The sequence below is a fragment of the Methylomonas sp. MED-D genome, assembly GCF_050276835.1.
Classification (GTDB): Bacteria; Pseudomonadota; Gammaproteobacteria; order Methylococcales; family Methylomonadaceae; genus Methylomonas; species Methylomonas koyamae_A.
Map to the genome: position 1 here is coordinate 2932907 of NZ_CP189965.1, position 25142 is coordinate 2958048.

The 25142-nt window shown below is 57.7% G+C and carries 19 protein-coding genes; 2 read left to right on the plus strand and 17 right to left on the minus strand.

The features are described 5' to 3' along the window. Positions 1 to 260 precede the first annotated feature (260 nt). The 13 genes from cysK to ACQE3E_RS13050 all read right to left on the minus strand — a co-directional run bounded on the left by cysK (position 261) and on the right by ACQE3E_RS13050 (position 18988). Positions 261 to 1208, minus strand: a complete 948-nt coding sequence (cysK, locus tag ACQE3E_RS12990; RefSeq protein ID WP_313730152.1) for a cysteine synthase A — start codon at positions 1206 to 1208, stop codon at positions 261 to 263. Between the two features lie 122 nt (positions 1209 to 1330). Further along, a complete protein-coding gene (locus ACQE3E_RS12995) occupies positions 1331 to 2233 on the minus strand; it encodes an EAL domain-containing protein (RefSeq protein ID WP_313730151.1) in 903 nt (300 codons plus the stop codon). Positions 2234 to 2262: 29 nt separating this feature from the next. Then, on the minus strand, positions 2263 to 3261 hold the full coding sequence (locus ACQE3E_RS13000; protein ID WP_313730150.1) for a sulfate ABC transporter substrate-binding protein: 999 nt from the start codon (positions 3259 to 3261) through the stop codon (positions 2263 to 2265). Positions 3262 to 3400: 139 nt separating this feature from the next. Continuing rightward, positions 3401 to 4966: an OprO/OprP family phosphate-selective porin gene (locus ACQE3E_RS13005; RefSeq protein WP_168029203.1), complete on the minus strand. Its 1566-nt coding sequence runs from the start codon at positions 4964 to 4966 to the stop codon at positions 3401 to 3403. 119 nt (positions 4967 to 5085) lie between these two features. Then, positions 5086 to 5271, minus strand: coding sequence for a YezD family protein (locus ACQE3E_RS13010; RefSeq protein ID WP_071158324.1), 186 nt, complete (start codon positions 5269 to 5271; stop codon positions 5086 to 5088). A gap of 922 nt (positions 5272 to 6193) precedes the next feature. Next, the gene (locus tag ACQE3E_RS13015) at positions 6194 to 8638 is read right to left on the minus strand and encodes a TonB-dependent siderophore receptor (protein ID WP_313730149.1); all 2445 of its coding nucleotides are present in this window, start codon (positions 8636 to 8638) and stop codon (positions 6194 to 6196) included. A gap of 48 nt (positions 8639 to 8686) precedes the next feature. Next, positions 8687 to 8992 (minus strand): hypothetical protein, encoded by a 306-nt coding sequence (locus tag ACQE3E_RS13020; RefSeq protein WP_427500617.1) that lies wholly within the window; start codon positions 8990 to 8992, stop codon positions 8687 to 8689. A 201-nt stretch (positions 8993 to 9193) separates the two neighbouring features. After that, entirely contained in the window at positions 9194 to 10471 is a 1278-nt protein-coding gene (locus ACQE3E_RS13025) for a FecR family protein (RefSeq protein WP_313730147.1), read from the minus strand. A 71-nt stretch (positions 10472 to 10542) separates the two neighbouring features. After that, complete coding sequence (locus ACQE3E_RS13030) at positions 10543 to 11055, minus strand: RNA polymerase sigma factor (RefSeq protein ID WP_083385966.1); 513 nt, start codon at positions 11053 to 11055, stop codon at positions 10543 to 10545. A 177-nt stretch (positions 11056 to 11232) separates the two neighbouring features. Beyond that, positions 11233 to 12873 (minus strand): sulfotransferase, encoded by a 1641-nt coding sequence (locus ACQE3E_RS13035; protein WP_427500618.1) that lies wholly within the window; start codon positions 12871 to 12873, stop codon positions 11233 to 11235. A gap of 104 nt (positions 12874 to 12977) precedes the next feature. Beyond that, the gene (locus tag ACQE3E_RS13040; protein ID WP_064030256.1) at positions 12978 to 13727 is read right to left on the minus strand and encodes a hypothetical protein; all 750 of its coding nucleotides are present in this window, start codon (positions 13725 to 13727) and stop codon (positions 12978 to 12980) included. Positions 13728 to 14275: 548 nt separating this feature from the next. Next, on the minus strand, positions 14276 to 18148 hold the full coding sequence (locus tag ACQE3E_RS13045; RefSeq protein WP_427500619.1) for a beta strand repeat-containing protein: 3873 nt from the start codon (positions 18146 to 18148) through the stop codon (positions 14276 to 14278). A gap of 378 nt (positions 18149 to 18526) precedes the next feature. Next, entirely contained in the window at positions 18527 to 18988 is a 462-nt protein-coding gene (locus tag ACQE3E_RS13050; protein WP_157197923.1) for a hypothetical protein, read from the minus strand. 557 nt (positions 18989 to 19545) lie between these two features. On the opposite strand from ACQE3E_RS13050, the gene ACQE3E_RS13055 reads away from it, so the two are divergent. Both ACQE3E_RS13055 and ACQE3E_RS13060 read left to right on the plus strand, forming a co-directional pair. Further along, positions 19546 to 19827: an antibiotic biosynthesis monooxygenase gene (locus tag ACQE3E_RS13055; protein WP_313730144.1), complete on the plus strand. Its 282-nt coding sequence runs from the start codon at positions 19546 to 19548 to the stop codon at positions 19825 to 19827. Between the two features lie 66 nt (positions 19828 to 19893). After that, positions 19894 to 21660: a serine hydrolase domain-containing protein gene (locus ACQE3E_RS13060; protein WP_313730143.1), complete on the plus strand. Its 1767-nt coding sequence runs from the start codon at positions 19894 to 19896 to the stop codon at positions 21658 to 21660. Positions 21661 to 21952: 292 nt separating this feature from the next. Here the strand turns inward: ACQE3E_RS13060 and ACQE3E_RS13065 are convergent, their stop codons facing one another. From ACQE3E_RS13065 to ACQE3E_RS13080, 4 genes are read right to left on the minus strand one after another with little or no spacing between them, the layout of a single operon-like run. Beyond that, on the minus strand, positions 21953 to 22402 hold the full coding sequence (locus ACQE3E_RS13065) for a hypothetical protein (protein WP_313730142.1): 450 nt from the start codon (positions 22400 to 22402) through the stop codon (positions 21953 to 21955). Continuing rightward, positions 22399 to 24138 carry an Hsp70 family protein gene (locus tag ACQE3E_RS13070; protein WP_427500620.1) on the minus strand — a complete coding sequence of 580 codons (1740 nt, stop codon included), beginning with the start codon at positions 24136 to 24138 and terminating at the stop codon, positions 22399 to 22401. Before ACQE3E_RS13070 ends, ACQE3E_RS13065 begins: the two co-directional genes overlap by 4 nt. A gap of 17 nt (positions 24139 to 24155) precedes the next feature. Beyond that, a complete protein-coding gene (locus tag ACQE3E_RS13075; protein ID WP_427500621.1) occupies positions 24156 to 24806 on the minus strand; it encodes a nucleotide exchange factor GrpE in 651 nt (216 codons plus the stop codon). Then, the gene (locus tag ACQE3E_RS13080) at positions 24803 to 25138 is read right to left on the minus strand and encodes a J domain-containing protein (RefSeq protein ID WP_168029227.1); all 336 of its coding nucleotides are present in this window, start codon (positions 25136 to 25138) and stop codon (positions 24803 to 24805) included. Before ACQE3E_RS13080 ends, ACQE3E_RS13075 begins: the two co-directional genes overlap by 4 nt. Positions 25139 to 25142 lie beyond the last annotated feature (4 nt).

Sequence of the window (25142 nt, forward strand, 5' to 3'; positions counted from 1 at the left end):
ACGCGACTGGAGCCGCTCCGACGGCAAGGGTTCTAGCGGATCGAACGCAAGTCCTGAATTCTACTTTGTCAGCTTACTCAATAAGCATCGTCATTCCGGCATGGATGGCCTGGCCCGTTAGAGCACGGAGCGAATTCAGACGTCATAGACGGATTTAAGCCATACCATCCGTGGTACTGGATGCCCGCGTCCCGGCGGGCATGACGGTCCTAAACAAATCCGACAAAGTAGAATAAAACGGCGTCAGGATTTGCCCATCCTCAAGCGCCGAACAAGGCCGAGCTTAAATAGCGTTCGCCGGAATCCGGCAGCATGACGACGAAGCTTAGTCCGGCGTAATCGGGCAACGCGGCCAAGCGCATCGTCACGGCCAACGCGGCGCCGCTGGACAAGCCGGCCAGTATTCCCTCTTCCTTGGCCAAACGACGGGCGTATTCGACGGCCTCGGTTTCGCTGGCGGTTTCGATTCGATCGATCAGGTCCAGGTCGAGTATCGCCGGCACGAAGCCGGCACCTATGCCTTGAATGCCGTGGGCACCGGGCTGTAAGACCTGTCCGGCGCGGGTTTGGCTCAGCACCGGGCTGGCGGCCGGTTCCACCGCCACAGTTTCGATCTGCTTGCCCTGGCGTTTCAAAAATCGTCCGGTGCCGGTGATGGTGCCGCCGGTGCCAACCCCGGCGACGAACACATCGACCGCGCCGGCGCTGTCTTGCCAGACTTCCGGGCCGGTGGTTTGTTCGTGTATCGCCGGATTGGCCGGATTTTTAAATTGTTCCAGCAGCAAATAGCGATCGGGATCGGCCGCGGCCAGCCGTTCAGCCGCTTCTACCGCGCCGCGCATGCCCAGTCTGCCGTCGGTCAACAACAGTTTGGCACCGTAGGCGCCCAGCAATACGCGGCGTTCGCGGCTCATCGTATCCGGCATCGTCAGCGTGATCGGAATGCCGCGCGCGGCGGCCACCGCCGCCAATGCGATGCCGGAATTGCCGCTGGTGGCTTCGATCAAGGTCACGCCGGGCTTGAGCAAGCCCTGCCGTTCGGCGGCCCAAACCATCGCCGCGCCGACCCGGCATTTCACCGAATAGGCCGGATTGCGGCTTTCGATTTTGGCGAAGATTGTCACCGGCAGCTCGCGGCCGATCCGATTCAGCCGGACCAGCGGCGTGCGGCCTATCGAAGCGGAATTGTCGGTAAACCAGTTAGCCATATCGGTTCCCCATCAGGGCTGATGCAATGCAAAAAAAAGCCGCCTTGACGGCGGCGTGAGCAAGATGCCACGAGAAAGGACATCACCATGAAACCGTATCGCAGCGCATCGCGGGTTCCGCCTTACATGCCGTATTGGGCGGAGACGCTGAAACTGCCGAAATGATGCGGCGCGCCCGGCATCAACGGGTTTTCCCGGCGCGACGCCTTGGCTTGGTGCCAGGCGGCGGCCGGCGCGGGCCGACCTAAATAATAACCTTGCAACAATTTGCCGCCGGCATCCAGCGCGATGTCGAGCTGGATTTCGTTTTCGATGCCTTCGATGACCGGCTGGGCGCCCAAGGCCTGCACCACCTCGATCAACTTCGGCAACACCCGGCGGATTTTACCGCCGCGCTCGGCTTCCCGAATCAGGCCGGCGTCGAATTTGACGTAATCCGGCGCCAAATGCCAGAGCCTATCCAAATTGGAATGGCGGCTGCCGAAGTGGTCGATCGCGATTTTGAAACCGCGATCGCGATAATTCTCCACCGCTTCGGCCAAGGCCCGATCGGCGTCAACCGCGTTTTCCATGATTTCCAACACCACTTGGGTGGTCGGCACCGCGTGCAGATGCAGAATATGTTCAAACACCTTGCCGTGGGTATTAACGCTGACCAATAGTTTAGGGTGTACGTTCAAAAACAATTGGCCGCGCTCCTCGGGCAATTCCAGATAGTTGAGCATGTGCAAGGTGCGCGCCACCCGATCCAACTTCACCAATTTATCTTGATTGTCGGCCCAACCGAATGCGAAGTCCGGCGACACCGCTTCGATGCCGGTCGAAGGTCTGAGCAGGGCTTCGTAACCCAGCAAGCCCTCCGAAGTCGAGGTATCGAAGATCGGCTGAAACTCGCTGCGCAAGCGCAGTCCGATGTAGCGGCTCAGCACTTGCGCCGCTTCCACTTCCAGTTTGAATTCGTCCAGGTCCAGATACAACACCCGTTCCAGGTCGTCCCGTATTGCTTCGATCGTGGTTTGCACCATGCGTTTGCCCTCCTGCGTTTCGGCCGCGATCAGCGTCCGTATATCTTGTCGAAAATGCCGTCGTCGGCGAAATGCTTGGCTTGATTTTCCGGCCAACCGCCCAACTGAGCGATGCTCACCAACTCCAACGCCGGGAACTGTTTGGCGTATTTGGCCGCCACCTCTTTATCGATCGGGCGGTAGAAGTTTTTCGCGATGATTTCCTGGCCTTCCTTGCCATACAAATATTTCAGGTATTCGGTCGCGACTTCGGTGGTGCCGTGTTTACGGGCCACGTCTTCGACGACGGTCACCGGCGGTTCGGCCAAAATGCTGAAGCTGGGCGTGACGACTTCGTACTTGTCGGCGCCGAATTCCTTCAACACCAGATAGGCTTCGTTTTCCCAGGTAATCAACACGTCGCCGATGTCGCGCTCGGCGAAGGTGGTGGTGGAACCGCGCGCGCCGGTATCCAGTACCGAGGTGTTCTTGAACAATTTGCCGACGAAGTCCTTGGCCGCTTCTTCGCTATTGTTGTTGTGTTTCAGGGCATAGGCCCAAGCCGCCATGTAATTCCAACGCGCGCCGCCGGAGGTTTTCGGATTCGGCGTGACCACGCTGAGGCCGGGCTTGATCAAGTCGCTCCAATCTTTAACATGCTGCGGATTGCCCTTGCGCACCACGAACACGATGGTCGAGGTATAAGGGGCGCTATTGTTGGGCAACTGGCTTTGCCAGTTTTCCGGAATCAGGTTGCGGCGCGCCAATTGGTCGATGTCCGCCGAGATCGCCAGCGTCACCACGTCGGCCTCCAGGCCGTCCAGTACCGCCCTGGCCTGCTTGCCGCCGCCACCGTGCGACTGGTTGACGGTGACGTTGTCGCCGGCTTTGCCTTTCCAGTATTTGGCGAACGCTTGGTTGTATTCTTTATAGAATTCGCGGGTCGGATCGTAGGACACGTTCAACAAGGTCACGTCCGCCGCGAAGGTCTTGCTTGCCGCCGCCGACAACAAGGTGGCGGCGATCAAACCGAATAATCTGTTTCTCATAAGTGATCTCTCAAAAGCTATTGCGATGAAATTGTTGCCATGTCCGCATCCCGTGCGGCTATCCGTGCGGCCGTGCCTCGGCCTAACCTCCCGTCCTGGGAGCAGCGGATACCGGCCTCCGGCCGCCATGACGAACCTGTTAAAACGCCAATTGGAAGCGCGTGGCGAAAACGTTCTCCGACGGACGATTGGTAAATGCCGCGGCCGATAAACCCGCGCCGCCGTCGAAATAGGTTTGTTCGTAATCGGCCATGATTCGGGCGTTTTGGTTTAGGAACCAGTTGAAACCCACCGCCCAAGCCGTGGCGTGCTTGGCCGACTTCGCCGGATTCAGGTAGTTGAACGCGGTCGTATCGACATTGAACTCGCTCCAGCGCGCCGCCACCTGCAAGGCGCCCCAACTGCCCTCCAACGGGTTGAACGGCCGAATCGGCTTGACGCTTTGGAAGGTGTTGTCTTCGCCGGTCAATACGTAAGAAAGCTGCACTTGCCACGCCGTGTTGTTGAGTTGGCTACGCACGCCGGGGATGGTTTGACCGGTCCGGGTAGCGATGACTTCCTGAGCCGACAACACGTATTCGCCCATGACGCCAAACGGACCGGCATACCAATAGGCTTGCGGGTAAACCCGGTAATGCACGCCATCGGCCTGCAAGGTGCCGGTATAGGCGCTACGCATGCTGTTGTAATTCAAGAACGTGGATCGCCCTATCGGCGTGCCCTGGTTTTTCAAGGCCTGCAAGCTAGGCCGTTCCCAAGTACCGGCGACACCCAGGCCTAAACCTTCCAGCCAGCTGTTGCCGCCGTGTTGGAACGGATGTACCCATAAGCGACCGATAAATTCCTTGTCGTCGTCGGTATCCGGCGAGTTTTTATCGATGCTGCCATCGTCGCCGGAGCCGTTAAACACGCCGAGTTGATAGCTGACGAAGTTGCGAAAATCCACCGGCCCGGCGTAATCGGCCTTGTAACCCGGCGTGGCGAACGAACCGTGCAACATCACGCCGACATCGCGGTTGCTGGCCAGATAGGTCGGGAACGCGCGTTCCAGAAACATGCCGTCCGAGTCGCCTTGCAAGCGCTCCAAGCTCAGCGGGGTTTTTTGCTTACCGACGCTCAAGCTGGCGTAGGGCAAATAGGCGTAATCCAGGTAGGCGTCTGGCAGAATGTTGGTGGCCGCGAAATCCGGCATGATTTTGAAATACAAACTGTCCCAAAATTTACCTTCCAACCAAATCCGGGCTTGCTTCAGTTCGAACTTGTCGGTTTCGGCACCGCCGCTAATACCGTTGGAAGCGGTCGCCCCGGTCCAACTACCGCCCGTGAAAAAGCGCGCGTCGGTTTGTACCGCGCCGCGAATCCGGACTTGATGCTTACCGTCGGCCGAGGAAATCCGAAAGCCGTCGCTACCGCCTTCGACTTTAGGCGCGCGGCTGGCGGCGCTGGCGGCCACTTCCTTGTCCACTTCCAATTTGCGTTCCAGCGTATTGATCTTGCGATTGAGCTTTTCGACTTCCGGATTCGACTGCGCGACCGGTGCGACAGCGGTCGGCGCGGCGGCCGCTTTCTCGAAGCGTTCCAGTCTGGCTTCCAGTTCGCGAATGCGCTGCTCCAGCGCTTGGGCGTCGGCGGCCTGGGCATCGGCGGCGCCGAATAGCGCCGAGCCGATCGCGCCCACCAATAGGCGGCGTTTAACATGAGTCATGTGGTGTTTTCCTGTTATCGCTTGCTTCCGGCGTTCCGGTCAGAAGGTCGTTATTGTTATTTGGCTGGCATATCTCCGGCGATCCGGTCGAATCGAATAAGTGCTTGAAAGCAACCGGATCAAATCGGTATTTTTGGGTCGGCTACTCGGAATCTTTCGCGCTTGTCGATTTGCACGACCCGGCCGTCGTGAATGACGACCTCGATGGAACCAAAGCGGATGTCTCGCAGAATCTCCGCGATCTGTAGGGCAATCTCGTTGTGATTGCCCGGCTTAAACGAACGGTTATTGGTTTCGGTTGCCATATCGCCTCCCCGAGGTGGTGGACTGGGACGTTATTGAGTCGCTCCGTTGCCGGACCCGGCCGGCGACGTTGGGGAGATGATAAGAGGCTCGTTATTCGATGAAAAACGATATAAATTGAAATAGAAATCTATAAATAAGATATACATGTTGCCGGGCTGCTGCAAAATCAGCATGAATAGTCGATATTCCAACCACTTAGCAGCAGCGCGTGTCTCGGCGACAGCAAAGATACCCTTGCCCTACGGCGACTTGATTCAATTTCGCGACCGCGACGTTCGGCGTGATTTAAACGATCGCATGACGGTCAAGCCGTTACCCTGTGGCGGTACGTTGCGTATCCGGGCTATGGGCATCCGCATCAGCGTTATTTTGCCTATGCTCGGCGAGGGGGCGAGCAATAGCGAGAGGACGCGGGATTTTCGGGCTTAGCCCATCAAGAGGGATCAATCAGTCAACCTTTTGCCAGCGTTTGTTGGCGATTGGCTGAAGGCTATTAGGCTGGTTCACAGGGGGTTTTGCCGTCCTCGCCAAGCGTTTGAGCGTGAGTGCAAGTCTGAATAGCCTCGCGGTTCAAGCTATAAGGTGTGCAGTCCATCATCCATCCTAACGCTCATGAAGGCTTGGCAATCGCCCCGGCAAATCAAAGGCTTCCGTAGGAGCGACGCATAGTCGCGATGCATCGTTTTAATTCGCGACTATGCGTCGCTCCCACAATGACTTTCAGAGTAAAATAAGGCCGGACACAGCCTGTCCGTCTCGGGATTGGATTCAATTGATGCCATAAACCGAGTTGGGGCTGGGCGAGTAAACAGACCTTTGCCCTAGCAATGTCTGCATTCCTCACATCCTCGTGCAACATGATCGGCATACGGCGGAACGCCTGCCGGCTTCCGCCATACGCGGGTTAAAAATTATGAAAACTCAATACTCAACCTTAACCGACCCAATAAAAGTACGAGGAGCACCTGGATTTAAAAATGAGTTACTATTATCAGTCGCCGAATAATATTTGTGATCTAGCAAATTCTCCACGTTAAACTGCAAAGTAGTTTTTGCCTTTACAATAGGCAATTGATATCTCAGTAGAGCGTCTACCTTGCCGTAACCAGGCAATTGAAAGCTATTACTGTTATCGCCTTGCCGTTCGCTCTGGAAATAAACGCCAGCACCAACACTAAGGCCATGTAATGCCGATTCCTGAATATCATATTTTGCCCACAAACTGCCCGAGTTTCTGGGAATATTCCATAATCGATTTCCTGCGTTATCACCGCTCAAAATATTGGCATCGGTATATGCATAAGTTGCAATCAAATTCAATCCATCGGCAACTTGTCCTGAAATATCAATTTCGACGCCTCGACTACGTGCTTCACCAATTGTTTGCGCAAACCTTGTTCCCGCGATTGGTACACTTATGTTCTGTTTGGTTAACTGATAAAACGCCACTGATGAATTTAACCGTTTATTTAAAAATTCGGTTTTAAAACCCGCCTCGAATTGCTCTGCAGACTCTGGCGCAAGTATATTTCCACCTACGCCTGGACTAGTATTAGAGGCACCTAACGACTCAACAAAATTACCGTACAACGAAAGCCATTGCCAAGGTTGATATAGCAACCCTACTCTTGGGCTGAATTTTTGATTTTCAATATCCGAATAACTTGAGGTTGCGTCACTTAGCGAAACTGAAGAGGAGCCGCTTCCTCTATTTGCCCAGTCGTAGCGTCCGCCTCCAAGGATGTGTAGTTTTTCAAACAGAGTCATCTGATCTTGAAAATAAACACCATTCCAGCTTAAGCGTTGATCCGAAAAATCATTTTTGGGGATACTAGCCAGGTCAACACCTGATTGACCATATTGAGGATTGTAAATATTTATTGAATTAACTTGCCCGTCAAATATAGCGGGAGGCAAAAACCAACCATTAAAGGAACTTCTCATTTCGTAATAGTCCCATCCTACCAATACACTATGCTTTATATCCCACGTTGCGAATTTACCGGTGATATTAAGGATGCCACCTAAAACATCTTGAGTTCCTGGGCCGCAGCAGAATGCTCTTGCAAGTTCTCCTGTAGCTATATTAATTATTCCTGGCGCCGCGTGTTGAAGATCCAAAACATCGCGGTTAATATGCTTAAATTGTGCATTTACTTTCCAATTTTCCGAAATCTCATGATTCAGAGTTAAGCCTGTACTAAATAGTTCTGTATTGCTTTTATCTATAGACGGCTCCCCTAAGTATCTGGATATTGGAATATCAAGCGGTCTTCGAGTCACGGAGGATGCAACGACCCCGTGGTCTTCTAATGTATCTTCGTTTGAATAAATAAAGTCCAAATCAAGTTGGGTGCGATCACTAATTTTCCAGGTCAAAGATGGTGCAACGTAGGTGCGCTCTGTAAATGCAAAGTCACGAAATGAGTTTTTATCCAAATATTCAAAATTAATTCGATACAGCAAGGAACCTTCTTGATTAATAGCCCCCGTCGAATCTGCAAGGGTTTGATATAAATCGTATGAGCCAAACCGTTGTTCTAACGAATAATAGGGTTTCTCTTGAGGTCTTTTCGTAACCACATTAATCATGCCACCTGGTTCTATGCGCCCATATAAGTTTGCGGCGGCACCTTTTACGACTTCAATTTTCTCTGCATTTGCCAATGGAACTCTGCTGACCGGCCATCTCATTCCATCTACATAATTGGCATAATTAGTATTGAAACCTCGAATCATAAATTGCTCGGAGAATCCTCCAAATGTAAAACCTTGGAACACGCCGCTAACATTTTTAATTGCATCACCGACTTGAATCGCTTGTTGGTCATGCATAACAGCTTTAGTCACAACTTGTATCGATAATGGAGTCTCCATAATTGGAGTGTCCGTCTTGGTTGCGGTGGAAGCGTTCGGCAAACTGTAATCCGGGTTATATGGATCGGTCGAATCATAAGCCGCCTTCCCCACCACCTGCACCGCCGGCATGGTCTGCGGCCCCAGATTGTTGTGCAGCTCCGCCGCTCGCGGCTGTAAGGTGATGGCCCCGTCCCCGGTCGTCACGGCCTGTAACGGCGCATCGCCCAATAAAATCCTGATCGCTTCGGCGGCGGTATAGTCGCCTTGCAAGCTGCGGCTGCGCAGGTTGTCGGCGATGTCGGTGCCGTACATCAATTGTTGCTGGCTTTGCCTGCCGAACATCAGTAAGGCTTGATTCAGCGACTGGGCGGGGATGTCAAAATGGTGTTTGCCAGCGGCGGCATCGCCGTGGGCGGTTTGCGAGATCAACGCCGCGAGTAAGACAGCTTTGGCGGCATGGCGCCGGCCCTTGCCGGCTGAATGATTGCAATACTTTGCGTTGGACATGGATACTCCTAGTTTCGGTCGGGTTACACGGCAGCAATTGGGCTGGTGTTAGTTAAGACGGAAACTTTTTAAAAACCCACATCGGGCGATTATGGATTTTTTGTTGGGAGAGTTCGGAATGGACGGTTCGCGTTTATCGTTGGCGTCGCCCCGGCATGGATTGCCGGGGCCCAGAAGCCACGGATGGCAAAGTTTCAACACATCCTTGTGCCATGGATCCCGGCAATCCATGCCGGGATGACGGCTTCGATCTGATTCAACCATTAACGCGAACAAAGCCTTAATACTTGGGGTGTCGTGGTGGACTTGGAAAATGATATGAGGCGGGAACAAATTCTCGATGATGGGTTTCACTGCGCTCTCGGCAACTGCTCCATGCGTTGCTCTAGCTCCTGCATCCATGCAGTCGTACCCATCCGGCTCCGTTGTTTTAACTCTCATCACCCTACCCTCTCGGCAACTGCTGCCAGCGTTGCCCTACCTCCTGCATCCCTGCAGTCGTCCAGCAAGAGAGGGTTTTTGTGCGTCGGGAGAAGGGCGGGGTGTGAACAGCGCCTAACGCAACACCACCAAATAGGGCGTGATGCTGACTATTTGCAGCGCCGGGATGGCGGCTTTTAAACTGGCGATGGCTTGATCCAGCGCATCCAAGCGAAACAGACCGCTGATGCGCTTGTCGGCCAAAGCCGTATCCAACAACACGACGCGGCCGGGACGGTATTGGTTGATTTGGGCAATGGCGTCGCTTAGCGGCAAGCCGTCGAATTGCAGATAGCCGGCCCGCCACAACGCCATGCCGTCCGGTTGGCCGGCGTTTTTTAACGCAATACTGTTGGCGCCTATCGACGCGGACTGTCCCGCCGTCAGGCGTTCTTGGTGTTTCCGCCCCGCGTCTTGTATTTCAACTATCCCTTCAACCAGTTCGACTTCGGTCTGCTCGGGTTGTCGCTTTACCGCGAAAGCCGTACCCACCGCCCGCACTTCGCTGCCGGCGGCAGTGACCACGAACGGCCGTTGCGGATTTTTAGCCACGTCAAAAAACGCTTCGCCGGCTAATAACTCCACCCGGCGCGTGCTAGCGTCGAAGTGGATGGCCAGGGCCGTGGCGGTGTTAAGCATCACCCGCGAGCCGTCGGCCAAAGTCACGCTGCGCTGCTCGCCCTTACCCGTCGAGTAGTCCGCGCGCCAGAATGCCGGCGGATACAGCACGCTCAACGTGGTAGCCAGCAATGCACAGCAGGCCACAGCCAAAGTTAAGGATCGGCCACGGCGTCGGCGGTGCGTTCTGTTGTCAACGCTGTCTTTAAAATCCCTGAGGCTGTCATTTCCGCGCAGACGGGAATCCAGTATGGCAACCGAACTTGCAGCCAGCACATCCGCTGCCTGCGCTTGCCTGCCACCTTGCCCTGGAGACTGTCGTAAGAGCTCGCTTTCTTCTCGGGACGACTGCATCGATATAGAAGATAGGGTAATGTCGGGATCGATTACCGAGAGGGTTGGAGCGAGGGAATCAAAATGCGTCAAGGCGTTAGTTTGCATCCCCTCACTCTGCCCTCTCCCAGGGGGAGAGGGTTGAATTTTGGCTTGTAAGCTCCCCTCCCCCGGCAACGGTTGCGCACCGGGAATGATGCGGCGGCCGCGCAGTTGTCCCAAGCCCGCCCACAGCGCTTCGGCGCGTTGCCAGGCTTGTTCGTGGGCGCTGTCGGCGGCGCGCCAGGCATTCAGCTCTTGCCGCGCGGACACGGGAAATTCACCGGAATGCAGTCTACTCAACCAAGCACAAGCCTGTTCCAGCAAACGCTCGGCATCATCCGGCATCGGTTCGGTGGACATGGTCAATTCCTGGTTGAACGGTGGGGGAGATATATCATAGACGAGGCCCAAGCCCGGAACCACATCACCGGCTAGGACTGATCCAGGGTTTTGGCGCAATGCAGCAGCGCCTTTTTGACGTTCTCCTCGACAGTGCGAACCGAGATATTCAGGGTTTCGGCGATTTCGCGCTGCTTCATGCCCTCGAAGCGGTTTAAATAAAAAATCCGCTGACATAAAGGCGACAAGCTGGTCATGGCTTCGATCAGCCTATCCAAATCCTGCTCCGCCAGCGCGACGGTCTCGGCGCAACGCGGATCTTCGGCTTCCGGCGGCTCATCTTCCGGCCAATCGACGATCGCGTTATTGCGTACGGTCTGGCTGCGGTAGTGGTCGAACAGCAGATTCTGCGCGGTACGGAATAAATAGGCTTTCAGATTGCCGACATTACCCAGATCGTCGCTGCGGCATAAACGGACAAAGGCTTCCTGGCAAAGGTCGGCGGCGGTTTCCCGGCAACGCACGCGCGAAAACAGCACGGCTTCCAGCTCGCCGTGGCAACTGACGTACAGCTCTTGCAACGATTGATGCGGGTGAAATGACATGGGTCGCCGGTTTTGATTACGTCCGAATGGGCAGCTGAACCGAACCGGCCAGCAAAATTAACGCCGTAAGCTAAAATTTTTTTAGAATCAAAAGGCTGTCGATAGGCCGAACTCGCGCATTGCGGCCTCCCGCTATTGAACTATGTTAAATCACTACATCATTCGACGGCACGAGGATCAGACGTAACCGAAGGCCTTGAGATAGGGCTCCAGCATGGGCAGGATGGTTTGAAATTGGCTTTGGTAACCGTGCCAACGGGCGACGGCGCTACGGTAAATCGGCCGAGACACTGCCCCAAAGCTGGGCGTGGCCACGTAACGGCCGGCCGAACGCTCGTGGAAGCGTTGCACTTCCGGGCGCCACTCGACGCCCAACAACTCGAACACCCGCCGAAAGCTGGTTTCGAAATCGTCGACCACATCCTCGTAGCGCAATTCCAGATAAACCGGGGCGATCCGATCGCGCAGGCTCAGCCACAAATCCATCACCGCCGCGTACTGGCGGGCAATGCCTCGCCAGGACAGCAGATTGACGGTGGCCGGCGCCAACGCGAACGATTGCATCGCGCAACTCAAACACACATCGCGCGGATCGCGCACCGCGAACAGAATTTTTGCTTCCGGAAACAAAGTGGCGATCAGGCCGGTTTCGATACTGTTTAGCGCCACCTTGTTGACGAAAGTTTTTTTCAACGCGGCCGACGTGAATTCCTCGGCGGCGCGTTGCCAGTAAAACGCCCGCAAGCGACGCGCGCCGGCAATATCCAGGGCTTTCAGCGCGGCCGGCGTATCGCCGGCGATGCCGGTCGCCGCGGCCAACTCTTGTGCCACTTCCTCGATCAAGTGGTTTTCGTCCGAGGTCAGTACCTCGGGATGCGCGGCCAGCACTTGCTCGGTCAGCGTGGTACCGGAGCGCAAGAATCCGATCAAGAATGCCGGGACCGGCAAATTGTCGGCAAAGTCGGTTACGCGCCAGCGTCCCAGCAAGGCATCGTCGTAACCGTGTTTGAACAAGGCGATCCGGTCGAACAGATAATTGGCGTCCACGTTCCGGGCTTCCGGACTAGCCGCCGCCAACAAGCCAGCCCTCGAGAACATCTCGAAGGCTTCGGCGTAGCGCTGTTGTTTATCGTAGACCTTGGACAGCTCCAAGCAAGCCCGCGCCAACTGCCCGCCATTTTGCTCGGCGGCAACGACCCGCTCCAGCCGCCCGCCGGCGTCGTCCATCCGTTTCTTGTCGATTTCCAGCAAGGCCATCAGGATTTGGCAGCCGGCGTCGCTCGGCGCCAATTGCAGGACTTTTTGCATCTGGGCGATGGCTTGATCGGTGTGGTTCAAGCGGTGCAAACAGGCGGCGATCGCATATTGCGCCGAGGCGCTGACCGGCATGCGCTTGGCGGCGGCCCTGGCCAATTGCAACGCTAAGTCGATGTCGCCCCACATTTGCATTTGCTCGGCGAATTCCAGCAAGACCCTAGCGTCGATCTTTTCCGGTTGGCGCAACATGGCCTTGGCGGCCTTGGCCAGATATTGCTTGCCCTCGGCGAGCCGATGCCGCCAACACAAGCCTTGGCCGACGCCGGCCAAAGCTTCGGCGTGATTGGGCTTGATCGCCAATACTTGCCGATAAGTCTGTTCGGCGGCGAGAAAGTCGCGACGTTGATAGGCGTGGTAGCGGGCGGTTTCCAACAATTGCTTCGGGTCGGAGTCGCCGCTCCCGGCCTCGGCCTTCTCGGCGCAGCAATGTTTGAATTTTTTACCGCTGCCGCACGGGCAGGGATCGTTACGACCGGGTCTGGCCGGGGCGGATATCGTCATCGTCAATCGTGGTTAACGCGGGAGGCGGCATCATAACCGACAAACACCAAAACGGTAGGGCCTGGCCGGCCGCTCCGGTGTCGCGGAGCAAACATCGGCCAATTTTAAGCCACCCGCGCCTTGCGCCGAACCGTTACGCCAAAACCGGCCAAAACGCTGCCGAACAACCAGACCGCGCCGGGTAGCGGCACTTGCGAGACGGTGATGGTGTTGCCGCTGACCGCGAAATGCAAGGTATCCGAGCTGAAAGTGATCCGGTAGTCGCCGTGATCCAAAATCGGATTGACGAAGCCGGTTGGCGCCGAAAAGCTATCGCCGGAGTTGATGCCGGCCGCCGCTTCGGCGTCGGTCAAGCGATAATCGGACATGACATATTGGTAGTTACCGGCGGCCAGAGTAATGTCGAAGGCCGGATCGCGACGGAAGTGAATCGAACCGTCCGCCGCGCCCTGCACTTGAGTTCGGCTGACCAAGCTGATCGTGGGGGTATTGACGGTCGCGCAATTGTTGGCGATGTCGTCGCAACGGGCCAAATGGTTGGCGGCGGTCAAGCCGGCGGAACCGTCGTCCAAATACCAATGGGTATCCGGGTCCAGCCAAGTCAGTTCGCCGTCGCCGTTCAGATCGGCCGCGAAATAACCGGCGGTCGCGACGTTGCTTTGCGATGCTTCGTAAGCCAACACATCGACACTAAAACTGCCGGCGGTGGTCATGGCGACCTTCCAGGTATCGAAGGTGGTACCGCCGGCTTGCAAGAACAGCGTGCCGTCGACGCTGAGGGTATTGGCCTGGGCCGAACCGATCGCGGTCAGTGCCAAGCCGGCCGCGATAGCGGTGCGTAATACATGCTTCATTGTGAAATTCCTTGTGTTTGATATTGATTGATAAATGATCGATTAAGCCGTTTTAACTGCAGCCGGCAAATCAATGCCGACATTATGGATACCGCCGCCACGGCGGATTCGCGCGGCGTAACCGCTTCCACGAGAACCGCGCCTCCGGGCAAACCCGCCGGCCCGCGTCAAACTCGAACCGCGCCCGCAGCCGGAGTTAGCTCGGCAAAAACCGGACCACAATGTAATCTCTCACTGACACAAGCACTTAGCCGTCACTAAGCGCGCCGGATAAACTTACGCGTTGGGTCATTTCACGCGGATTGCGGGAAATGACCTATTCTCGAGATCACGCCGACCGGTTTGAAAGCGCCGACCACAAGCCAGCCTGATCTCGAGGCGCCCAGGCCAGCCCTACACCGGGTTTTGGGCCGCGACTGCCACACGCCGCGATCGCGGCGAGCTACCCGAATCCTGCCTGACTAGCGAGCCGCCCACCCACGCTCAACACATAAAAAAGCCCCGGAACGCGGGGCTTTCTCAATGCGAGGCTCTATCGGTTTCGTCTGCTAGCTGAATTTACCGCCCGCTCGCGCATACCTGCCTCGGACGAGCGCGCCCAGCAGCGCCGAGCCAAATAGCCATAGGCCGCTCGGTAACGGCACCGACGCGACCGGGCCCGAGCCCAACGTCGAATTGCCGGCAATCAGATCGAAGTTCAGACCCGTGCCGTAGGTGTGGCTGTGCAGGTCCAAGTTAAAGGTCAGCGTGAGTGTTTTATCACTGTTACTGACCCAACTGCTCCAGTCGCCGACATCCAGCGTCTTATCGTCGAAAAAATTCGCCGCGCCCGCCGCATCGGCTGCACTGAAATCATAGCTGGCACTTGAATGAGCGGTGGCGCCAATCACGTCGATGGAGAAGGACAGCGTATCGCCGCCGCTCAAGGCGGCAATGCCGAACTCGGGGCTAAGTAGACCCAGCAACAGATGCTGGGCCGGCGCATAAGACGAGGTGTCCAGATTTAGCGTAAGACTGGCATGGTAATCGTGATAAGCGGCGTCGGAACTGGTATTCGACACGCCTAAAGTCCCTTGCAGCCAAACCTGACTGCTACCGCCAATGTCGAAGGCGTGCAACACCGTCGGATTGCCGGCCAGCAGTGCTGAAACATCGGCGTTTTGAGGCAGTGCGGTGCCGAACGCAACCGCTTGCTTACCGGCTGCATCGGTTTTCGGTGCCGGTACTTGACCGATGGCGGCGCGGCTTTCGCTGACGCTCGCAACGCTATCGGCGTGGGCCGCCGCCGTCAGCTGAACGCCGGTTTGGCCGGCCGTCGCGTTGGCGGACGAACCGTTCCCGCCCTGCGCCCAAGCGGTGGCGACGATTGGTGAAGTGAAACCGTAACCGCTGCCGCCTGTGGCATTCGCCGCCGCGCTGGCATGGCCGGCCGTACTCGACGCCCGCGCTTGCGAATTGGCGCCACCACCGGCACCGGCTCTACCACTGCCATGCCCTTGGCCGCCATCGCCGCCATAAGCAAACGAAGTCACGGACACCGACTGTGTGCCGGTATTATTGCCGTTAGCCAACGAGCTGGCCGCGCCGCCGTTACCGCCGTTGGTGTCGCCGAACAGATTGGCGCCGCCATTCCCGCCTCGCGCCTTGTCGCTCACCGTGACAGCGCTATTGCCGGAAGCGGTGCCATAACTGGTACTGATCGCGGAGCCGCCCGCGCCTGCCCGACCGCCGTAACTGACGCCGCCTAGGCCGCCCAAGGCGTGACCGGAAACAGTAGCTTGGTGATTATCGCCGCTGGACGCGACCTTGGCCGTATTGTTGGCCTGACCGCCCGCGCCGCCGGTCGCGCCATTGTTGGCACTGCCGCCGTCGCCGCCGGTTGCGCTACCCCATGCGTAAACCGAGCCGGCGCTGTTGTCGGCACTGACCAACGAGCTACCCACCGCACCGGCACCGGCCGCGCCGCTCGACGCATCATTTAAATTGCCGCCGTTGCCGCCGGTTGCGTAGTTGTACAGCGATAAGGCATTGACTGCGGCGGATTTGCTTAGCCGGCTGTCGGCACTGCCGGCCGAACCGACTGTGCCGCCCTTACTGGAGCCGCCATTACCGCCAAAGGCGGTTTGATTCAATATCAAGTCACCGCTGGTTTTTCCGTCGACTTTATTCATCAAAGTCACCGATGCGCCGTTGCCGCCAGTGCCGATCGCGATGGCGGAACCGCCGTGGCCGCCGTGAACCTCGCCGGTGGCCTCGACCCTGCCGTTGCCGGTGGATTCTCCGTACGCGGCAGCCAAGTCCAGACCCAAGTTGGCCAAGCCGCCGTTGCCGGCGATACCGGTGTTGGAATCGCCACCGTTGCCGCCGCCGGCCAGGGCGCTGGCATTGACGCTGCCGCCGTGAATCAGCGCGATCTCCGCATTGGCGTCGCCGCCATTGCCGCCATTCCCGTTGCCGGCGGCGCTGGCCAAGCCGCCCGCGCCGCCTTCGGCGCTACTTTTTCCGGTGACCATCCCAGTTCCGTCATCGACATTGTTCAGCACCGATTTTGCCTGGCCTCCACTACCGGCTTGGCCTGCGGGATGGTTTTCGATGCCGACACCTAGCGCAAAAATAATGCTGCTGACATTGCCACCATCACCGCCTTTGGCGTATTGCGTCAAGTTCAATGCACCGCTGGTCGAACCGCTGACCAAATTATCGGCAATGGAATCGCCACCCACGCCACCGTCGGCGCCGAGGTAGCCCCAACCGCCCTTGCCGCCGCGTTGGTCGAGAGTCACCGCGACATCGCCGTTGCCGGTGGATGTGCCGCTGGCTTGCGCCGAAGCGGTACCGCCCGCACCGCCTTTGTTGCCCAAACCCTGGCCGGTACCGCCGTCGCCGCCCCAAGCGCGGGTATCCACTTGCACCGCCCCAGTGCCGGCGCCTTTGGCGCTGGTGGCTGTGGTCGCCGTACCGCCGTTGCCGCCGTTGCCATTGGCATAGCTGGCCCCGCCATGGCCTCCGTAAGCGGTGGCGTCCGCGCTAATCTGGCTGTTATTGTGGGTAGCCTGGGCGTTAGCTGAAGAACTCGCGGCGCCGCCAACACCGCCAGTACCGTTTTCCTCTAGGTTCAAGCCGCCATTTCCGCCGGTCGCGTAACCATTGGCGTCGGCGTCGGTGGTGCCAACCGCACTACTAACGCTACTGGCCGAACCGCCGGAACCGCCGCTACCGCCATAACTATCGCCACCGTTACCACCGATCGCTTCGCCACCGGCATGTGCGCTATCGCCGGCGGCGGCCGTGTTATTTTGGGCCTTACCGCCCGCGCCGCCGTTGCGCTGATTGTTGGAATCACCGCCGTGACCGCCGGTTGCATTACTGCCAGCATCGGTATCGCTATTGTTTCCGACAGCGGTATTGATGCCATTAACCGTCGTGGTGGCATCCGCCCCGGCACCGGCCTCGCTGCTAACCGCATTGAGCAAATAGCCGCCGTCACCGCCCTGGGCGTTGCTATAAATTTGCAGGGATTTGGAACTGGTGGTTTTGCTTAAACTACTGTTGGCAGTACCAGCGACGCCAGCCGAACCGCCGTTGCTGCCTCCCGCGTTACCGCCGTGGGCGGTTTGAGTCAATCGCACGATCTCGGCGGTATCGCCTGAAACTTTGTCGGTCAAGCTGACCGAGGCGCCGTCACCGCCAATGCCGGCACCCCGCGCGTTACCGCCGTTGCCGCCGTTGGCCGTGCCGGTCACCGTGGCCGAAATCAGGGAGTGTCCGTAGAGGGTAAGGATGGGCGAAACGCCAAACACCGCCGCCCCACCTCTGCCGGCTATGCCTGTGCCGTAAGAATCGCCGCCGTTACCGCCGGTCGCAGTCCCATCCAGGACTAAAAAGCCGCCGGTACTATCCGCGACCGCGCCGATCACTGCGGTGCCACCGTTACCGCCGTTACCACCGGCTCCCTCTCCGCCCTCGCCGCTCGCCGAGCCACCCAATCCGCCGTTACCGCCATTTCCGCCGGTAGCGTTCGCGGTGACGTTGGCCTCGGCATAGCTGGAGATACTAGTGGAGGCCTGCGCAGTGGCGTTACCACCGTTACCGCCGGAACCGCCTTTCCCACCGTTCGAGCCAGGCGGGTTACCCGCGCCGCCGTTACCGCCATTTCCGCCGCTACCGCCGGTCGCCGTTGCGCTATTGGCAGTATCGTTATTGACGGGAAAGCCCGCTTTCGCAGTTGCGCTATCGCCGGCGTTGCCGTTGCCGCCGGCGCTACCGGGATTGCCGGCGGCACCGTCCGCGCCCGACATCCCATTGCTGCCGATCCCGGTGTCGGTTTGCGCCCAAGCCGGGCAAATTTGCAGTACCAATCCGGCCGCTAAAAATGCGGAGCAGAGCTGGTTCAGTTTCCAATGTTGTGGACCTTGTTTCATCGTTATGCCTTTTATTTTCTAATTGAACTGATGCCGAGTAAGGCGTGGGCAACCGCTTAATTTCGGGCGCGTGCCACGATCAACCCGTATGCCTAAGACCGCCCGGATCATTCGTCTGTGTTCCGTGCTCCGGTGCCGTTCACCTTAGGAATGCCCCGGTCGGCCCGCCACGCGGGTTCAGTATTACGCGGCCCCGAAACGTTAGGCTGGTTCTAGGATAACGACCGAGCCGGTGGGGAAACATCCTCCGCGCGGGGGATATTTCGAAGCGAAAGGGTTTGAAAATGCTCGCCGCGCGAGCAAGCGATTGTCCGCTTGCCAGGACAATCGCTCATTTCGGCTATCAAACTGCGCGCCGTCACGCCGACGCGTGCCTGCTCAGTCGTGAGTGGACGGTATCGTGATAAGGTCGGTCGTACAATTGATTCGCTCGACCGGACCGCTGAAATAGCCGTGCGAATACTGGCCGTAGGGGCAGTTTGTGGTGCCTTTCAGACACAGTTGAATATGATCGACCGCCGCCGTTTCCCCGTTGCCAAAATACGCGGGATCGGTCGAGTGCATCGTCAAGGTCAAAATCACGCCGTCGCTGGAGGTGCACGCACTACCGCTGGAAGTCAGTACCACCGATGAACCGGTTTTGACGACGCCGGACCAAGTTCCGCACGAGCCGTTGCCCGGTAGCGAGAATCCCTTACCCACGAACGTGGTGCCACCATTCCCGAATCCGCCGTTGACGGCGATGCAGGCATTGCCGGCCGCATGAGCTTGCGTCGCGGTAAAACTTAAGCCAACCATGACCAATCCAACGATTAGCGGCATTGTGCTATTTGCTTTCATAAAGTTTCTCCAGAAGTTAAGGTTATTTTGGAAGTTGCCGGACTACGATCTCGGGTATCGCGCTTGTATTCAGTCGCTGCGACCTGTTGGATTCGATCGAGTTTGTCGCCGGGTCAACCCGGAATTTCGCAACTGGGACAGAGTACCTAACTCGTTGCTGGAAAAATATCCTACCCGCGGAGGGCATTTCGGAGAGTGCGCGCGGGTGCGCTAGCGGAAATTAGTGGTGATGGAAGCGTCTTTATCGGTTGAAAAAACGCTATTTTTTCGCCAGGTTAAAGAGCGTCGGCAGTTATTCGCCGCGACGTCGCGCGCCTGGAGTCATGCAAGCAAGCATGACTTTCGGCACATGCGAGCCCGCCGGGTTTGACTTAAACTCCACGGTCTGTCGGGCAAGTGTTAGGGCGTTTTGGGGGCCGCCGCCGGAATCGCGACTAACGTTACCTAACCCAAGACCAACCGGCTGTAGCCGGGGAACACCGCACGCCGCCTTTTTGCGAATCGCGATTCGGCCGCCGCGACTAAAATTGACCTTGAACCATTACCGAGAAACCTCCATGCCCTATGTCTTGATCATCCACGAAGTCGAAGCCTATCCGGCCTGGAAAGCCATTTTCGACCAAGCGGCGGATATGCGTAAACATGCCGGCGAACGTCGCTATCAATTGCTGTGTCAAGCCGACGACGCCAACCGCGTCGTGCATTTTTCCGAGTGGTCGTCGCTGGACAGCGCCCGGCGCTTTTTCGAATCGGCGGAACTGGTGGCCATTCGCCGGCAAGCCGGCGTCAAGGCCCCGGAATTTCTCTATCTGGATGAAATCGAACGCGGCGAGCTGTAAACCGCCGAGTCTATCCTTGCCCAAACCCGTGTCTCTCAGACCACTTTAATGGAGCAAACCTCAACCATGAAATCCCGAATTCCCGTATTTCTCGGCTTATTGATCGTGCTGTCCGCTTGCGCGGGCGGACCACCGCCCCGGCCGGAGACTTGGCAACCCGGCGATTACCGCTATCTGCAGACCTATTTGAGTTGGCTGATCGAAACCCAAATGGACAAACAAGCCATCGAAGGCTTGAGTATCGCCATTGTGGATGACCAGCAAGTGGTGTGGTCGCAAGGCTTTGGTTACGCCGATAAGAAACGCGACGTGCCGGCATCGGCCGAGACCGTTTATAGAGTCGGCTCGATTTCCAAGTTGTTTACCGATACATTGGTGATGCAATTGGCCGAGCAAGGCAAACTGGATATCGACCAAGCTCTACAGCGTTATTTGCCGAACTTTTCGATCAAATCGCGGTTTGCCGATACCGCCGCGATCACGCCGCGCAACATCATGAGCCATCATTCCGGATTGCCGGGGGACATCGTCAACGGCATGTGGACGCATCACCCTCGGCCGTTCGGACAATTGGTCGAGCAACTCAAATCCGAATACGTCAGCAACCCGGCCAACACGGTATTTTCGTATTCCAATCTCGGCGTAACCTTGCTGGGCACGATGCTGGAAACGGTCAGCGCCACGCCGTTCAGCGTCTATGCCGATCGGCAATTACTCAAACCGCTGGGCATGCGCACCGCTCGATTCGCGCCGGGACTCGAAGGCGAACTGGCGTCGAAATCCTACCGGTTCGGCGACGAAAAACCCGAAGCGCCGCTACGCGACATGCCGGCAGGCGGCTTGAATGCTAGTGTGTTGGACCTGAGCCGCTTCATGACGATGGTGTTTGCCGGCGGCGCGTCCGACGGCCGCCAGCTATTGAAACCGCAAACCGTCGCGGCCATGCTGAAACCGCAAAACGCCGATGTGCCGCTCGATGCCGGCCTAAAGGTCGGTCTGGGCTGGATGTTGCGGGACAACTTAAACATCGGGCCGATTGCCGAACACGGCGGCGCGACGCTGTACCAATTCAGTTTGTTGAGCCTGGCTACCGACCACAAAATCGGCGTCGTCGTGCTCAGCAACTCGCCCAACCAAGCCTTGCAAAAGATCAACAACGCCGCGCTGAAACTGGCGGTCGCGATCAAAACCGGCCAAGCCTTCCGTGAAACCGAAACACCGGCTATCGAAACCCGCCCACCGACCTCGGCCGAACAAAACCAATTCGGCGGCCACTACGCGACGATGTTGGGCTACGTCGATGCTTCGAATACCGGTGACGGCATTTCCGCCGATTTGAACGGCAACTCGTTGGACATCGTGGTCCGCCCGGACGGCCAATTCGGTATTCGCTATTGGCTGCTGGGCTTTATTCCCATCCAACCGGAGGAGTTGGCCGAAGTCGGACTGTCACTAACCGAGATTGCGGGGCGCCGGGTATTGCTGGCTCATACCGAAGGCCAGACCATTCCGATCGGCGAAAAAATCGTCCCGACCGCGATCCCGGCGGCTTGGCGGCGGCGCTTGGGCGACTACCGCATCGTCAATCTAGCCGACGGCGAAGCGATCGTTCCGGAGCGCTGCGCCTTGCGGGAACGCAACGGTTTTCTGGTGTTGGAATACGCGCTACCCAGCTTCGACATTGAAAAACAGACTTGGGCGCTCAAACCCATCGACGACGAGCAGGCCATTACCCACGGTCTGGGCCGGGGCATGGGCGACACCCTGCGCGTCGTCAAAATGGATGGCCGGGAGCTGATCGCCTATTCCGGCTATTTGTTGCAAAAGCAATAGCCAGGCGCCTGCGAGCGCTAGAAAAACCGGATTGCGGTATCGCTATACCGAGGGCTATAGTATATCCGCGCGACTGAGTCGCGGATTCACTGATTGCTGGCGCATCCATTCCTGTTGAGCGCCAAAAGCCGATCGTTTTGGAGTGAAACCGGCCTTAGGCTAGCCCAACGCGCAAGCAACACCCAACATGCAGAGGAGATCGTCATGAAAATTCTAAAGCCAGCCAAGCCCATCGACTCACAACCGAGACTTACAAGCATTGACGGCACTTGGATTCCGGAAATCGCGTTCTTTAGCTTATTTCTGATCGATTGGTACTTGGGTTTTCCGATTTGAACGACGGAGGCGGCGGCGTATCCACCGCGCCCACCAACTGGTCGATCATTTCGGCAAACCGGTCCAGTGCGTCGTTGCCGCCTTGCAGGGTCCGCAATTGACTCAGGGTTTCGCGTGCCGCCGGCCAACGCTGCTGGCCCAATTGATCATAAAGCGCCCGATACAACTGCCGGATCAAAAAACCGTGCAACAGTTTGGCCGGCGGCGTTTGCTTAAAACTCAAGGAACGTAACAGCGCCGGCACCGCGATGGCCGGCCGGCCGGCCGCGAGACTTTGCATCGCGACGCTAAGCCATTGCTCGGCCAAGCTTTCGCAACCCAGGACTTGCCGCAATTCGACGCCGCAACGCGGGCACGCCGTGGCCGTTCCGAGCCGGGCATTGCACGCCGGGCAACGCTGTATCACGATTCCAAGTAATAGAGGATGTCGTTCAAGCGCTCGACCGGCTGCTTCAACCCGGCCTCGTCGCCGTTTTCCAGAAAAGTCGAAATGGTTTCGATCAGATCGACCATGTCTTCCTTGTCTTCGGCGGAAACGGTTTCGAACAAGGCTTCGGCCTTCTTGATCGCGTTACGCGCGGCGGAAACGGCCGGACTTTCCGATACCGAACCCGCCTCGCCGCCGGCCGTATTGCCGAACAAACCGTCAATACGCTGTTTGGCGCTGCCCAGTTCGCCGCTATCGAAGCGGGAAATCGCGTTGTTGATCGTGATGGTCTTTTCCTTGCCGGAGGCTTTCTCCCGCGCCGAAACATGCAAGATGCCGTTCAAATCCAGGTCCAGCGTCAAGGTGATGACGTTGCCGGCCGGCACGTCCAACAAACCTTCGACCAAAAACTCACCGATTTCGACGTTGTTCAGCGCATCCGGGTCCTCGCCTTGAAAAATCCGCACGTTCACTTCGCGCTGATTGTCGTGATAGGTCTCGAAAGCCTCGGACTTGCGCACCGGCAACACGCTATTTTTATGCACGATGGGTACGTACTGATACGGATAGGGCATGCCGTCCAGATACCCAACCGCGCAGGTGCCGAAGGTATACGGCGTCACATCGACCAAGACAGTGCCGATGTCCTCGCCGTTGATCATCGCCGCCTGCATTGCCGCGCCCATCGCCACGCACAGATCGGGATCGACTTCGCCGTGCGGCTCGAAACCGAATTCGTCGAACAGGCGCTCGCGGATGCACGGTGTGCGGGTCGAGCCGCCGACCAGGATGATTTCGTCGATGTCGGAGGCGGTCAATTTGGCGCCCTTCAGCGCGATATGGGTGGCGTCCAGCGTGGCGTTGATGTGGTCGGCGATCAAGTCTTCGTAGTCCGAACGCGCCAACTCCATCGTCAAATGCAGCGGCGTGCCTTGGCGTTCCAGCAAATATTCTTCCTCTATCGTCGCAAACGGCTCGTCGGACAAGACCAGTTTCGCCTGTTCCGCCGCCCGCACGATACGCGCCATCGCCTTGCCGTGCGGCTCGACTTCGATCCCGTACTGCTCGCGGATATGCGCCAAAACGCGATCGACGATCAGTTGGTCGAAATCGTCGCCGCCTAGGTGATTGTCGCCATGGCTGGCCAGCACCTCGACCACGCCGCTCTGCACGTTGACCACCGACACGTCGAAGGTGCCGCCACCCAGGTCGTACACCAGCATGCGTTTGGCGTCGAGCTGGCCGGCGCCGTAAACCAGCGCGGCGGCGGTCGGCTCGTTGATCATCCGCACCACCTCCAGCCCTGCGATTTCCCCGGCTTCGCGGGTGGCCTGGCGCTGGGCGTCGGAAAAATAGGCCGGTACGGTAATCACCGCCTTGACGATAGGCCGGCCGACATAGGCTTCGGCAATCGCCTTCAAACGCTTCAGGATGATCGCGGAGACTTCCTGCGGGGTGTACGCCTGACCGGCCATCGTGACTCGCGTATCCTGACCCATCAAACGCTTGATCGACTTGACGGTGCGCTCCGGATATATCAGGTATTGATTGCGGGCGCTGGCGCCGACCAATATCTCGCCGTTATCGTCTAGCCCGACGAAAGACGGCAAAATCTTGCTGCCGTTGTCGGCGATCACCGTGACCTCGCCGTTTTCGACAATCGCCACTTCCGAGTTCGTGGTCCCTAGATCGATGCCGATGATGATGTCGTTCATATGTGTTCCCTGAATGCTTAAAGTTTATTGACTTTGACTTCCGCCAATCGCAACACTTGATCTTCGAGTAAAAATCCCTTGCGCAGTTCTTCGAGCACAACGGCGTTTGCCTGCGAAGGATCGTTGCCGATGGCGATGGTCGTCATCGTCCGCGCATCGAAGGGCTGGCCGACGCAATCGATCGAATATACCCGGCGGCGTTGCAGCATTTGTTCCAGGCGCTTCAAGGTGATTTCCTGGCCTTCGCCAACGCTGGCGATGAAGCGCACGTCCTGTTTTTTGGAATGCCTGAACAAGCCATCGACCGGCCGATACTGCCGCACGGCCCGATAGCCGGCATCGAGCCGGTCGTAAATATCCAGCCATTCCACCAACATCGCTCGCTCAACCTCACGGCGTTGTTGTTGCAGGCGTTCGTTGGCCTTCGCCAGTTCGTCGGCCAATACTTGGTTGTCGGTTTTCAGGATTTCGACCGCATCGCTCAAGCTGTCCAGCGTGGCCTTGAATTGCCGCGACTCGGCCTTGACTTCGGTTTTCAAGCCGGCCAGATCGCTGAACAGCGCGGTCAAATCCGGTTGCTCGACCGAGGTCAGATGGGCGAAGTCGGTTTCCTCAAGATAGTGCTGTAACGCTGCCAGCAATTCGTCTTGCTTAGTCTCTGTCGTCATGACGGCGTTTTAGGGAAGTGGCCGAGCGACTTCTCGATGGACAGTGTGCTCAACAGTTTTAAGAAGTGGTCCGCGGCCATCGGCCCGCCTGCATCCTGCTGGCCGAAAGCTTGCGCCAGCAATGCGTCGAATTCGATACTGGGCATCGCAAACAAAGCATGGCGCAGGCGGCAGTCTTCGTCCTTAATCGCATCGTAGGCATCTTGAATCTGCCGAAAGCGTGCGGGATCGCGGTCGGGCGGATTGTCCTTGACCCGCTGCAAATAGGCTTGTTTGATGTCGGCGTCGGTGGCCTGTTCGGGCACACCCAGAATGCTATACGGTGAAATCATCGGT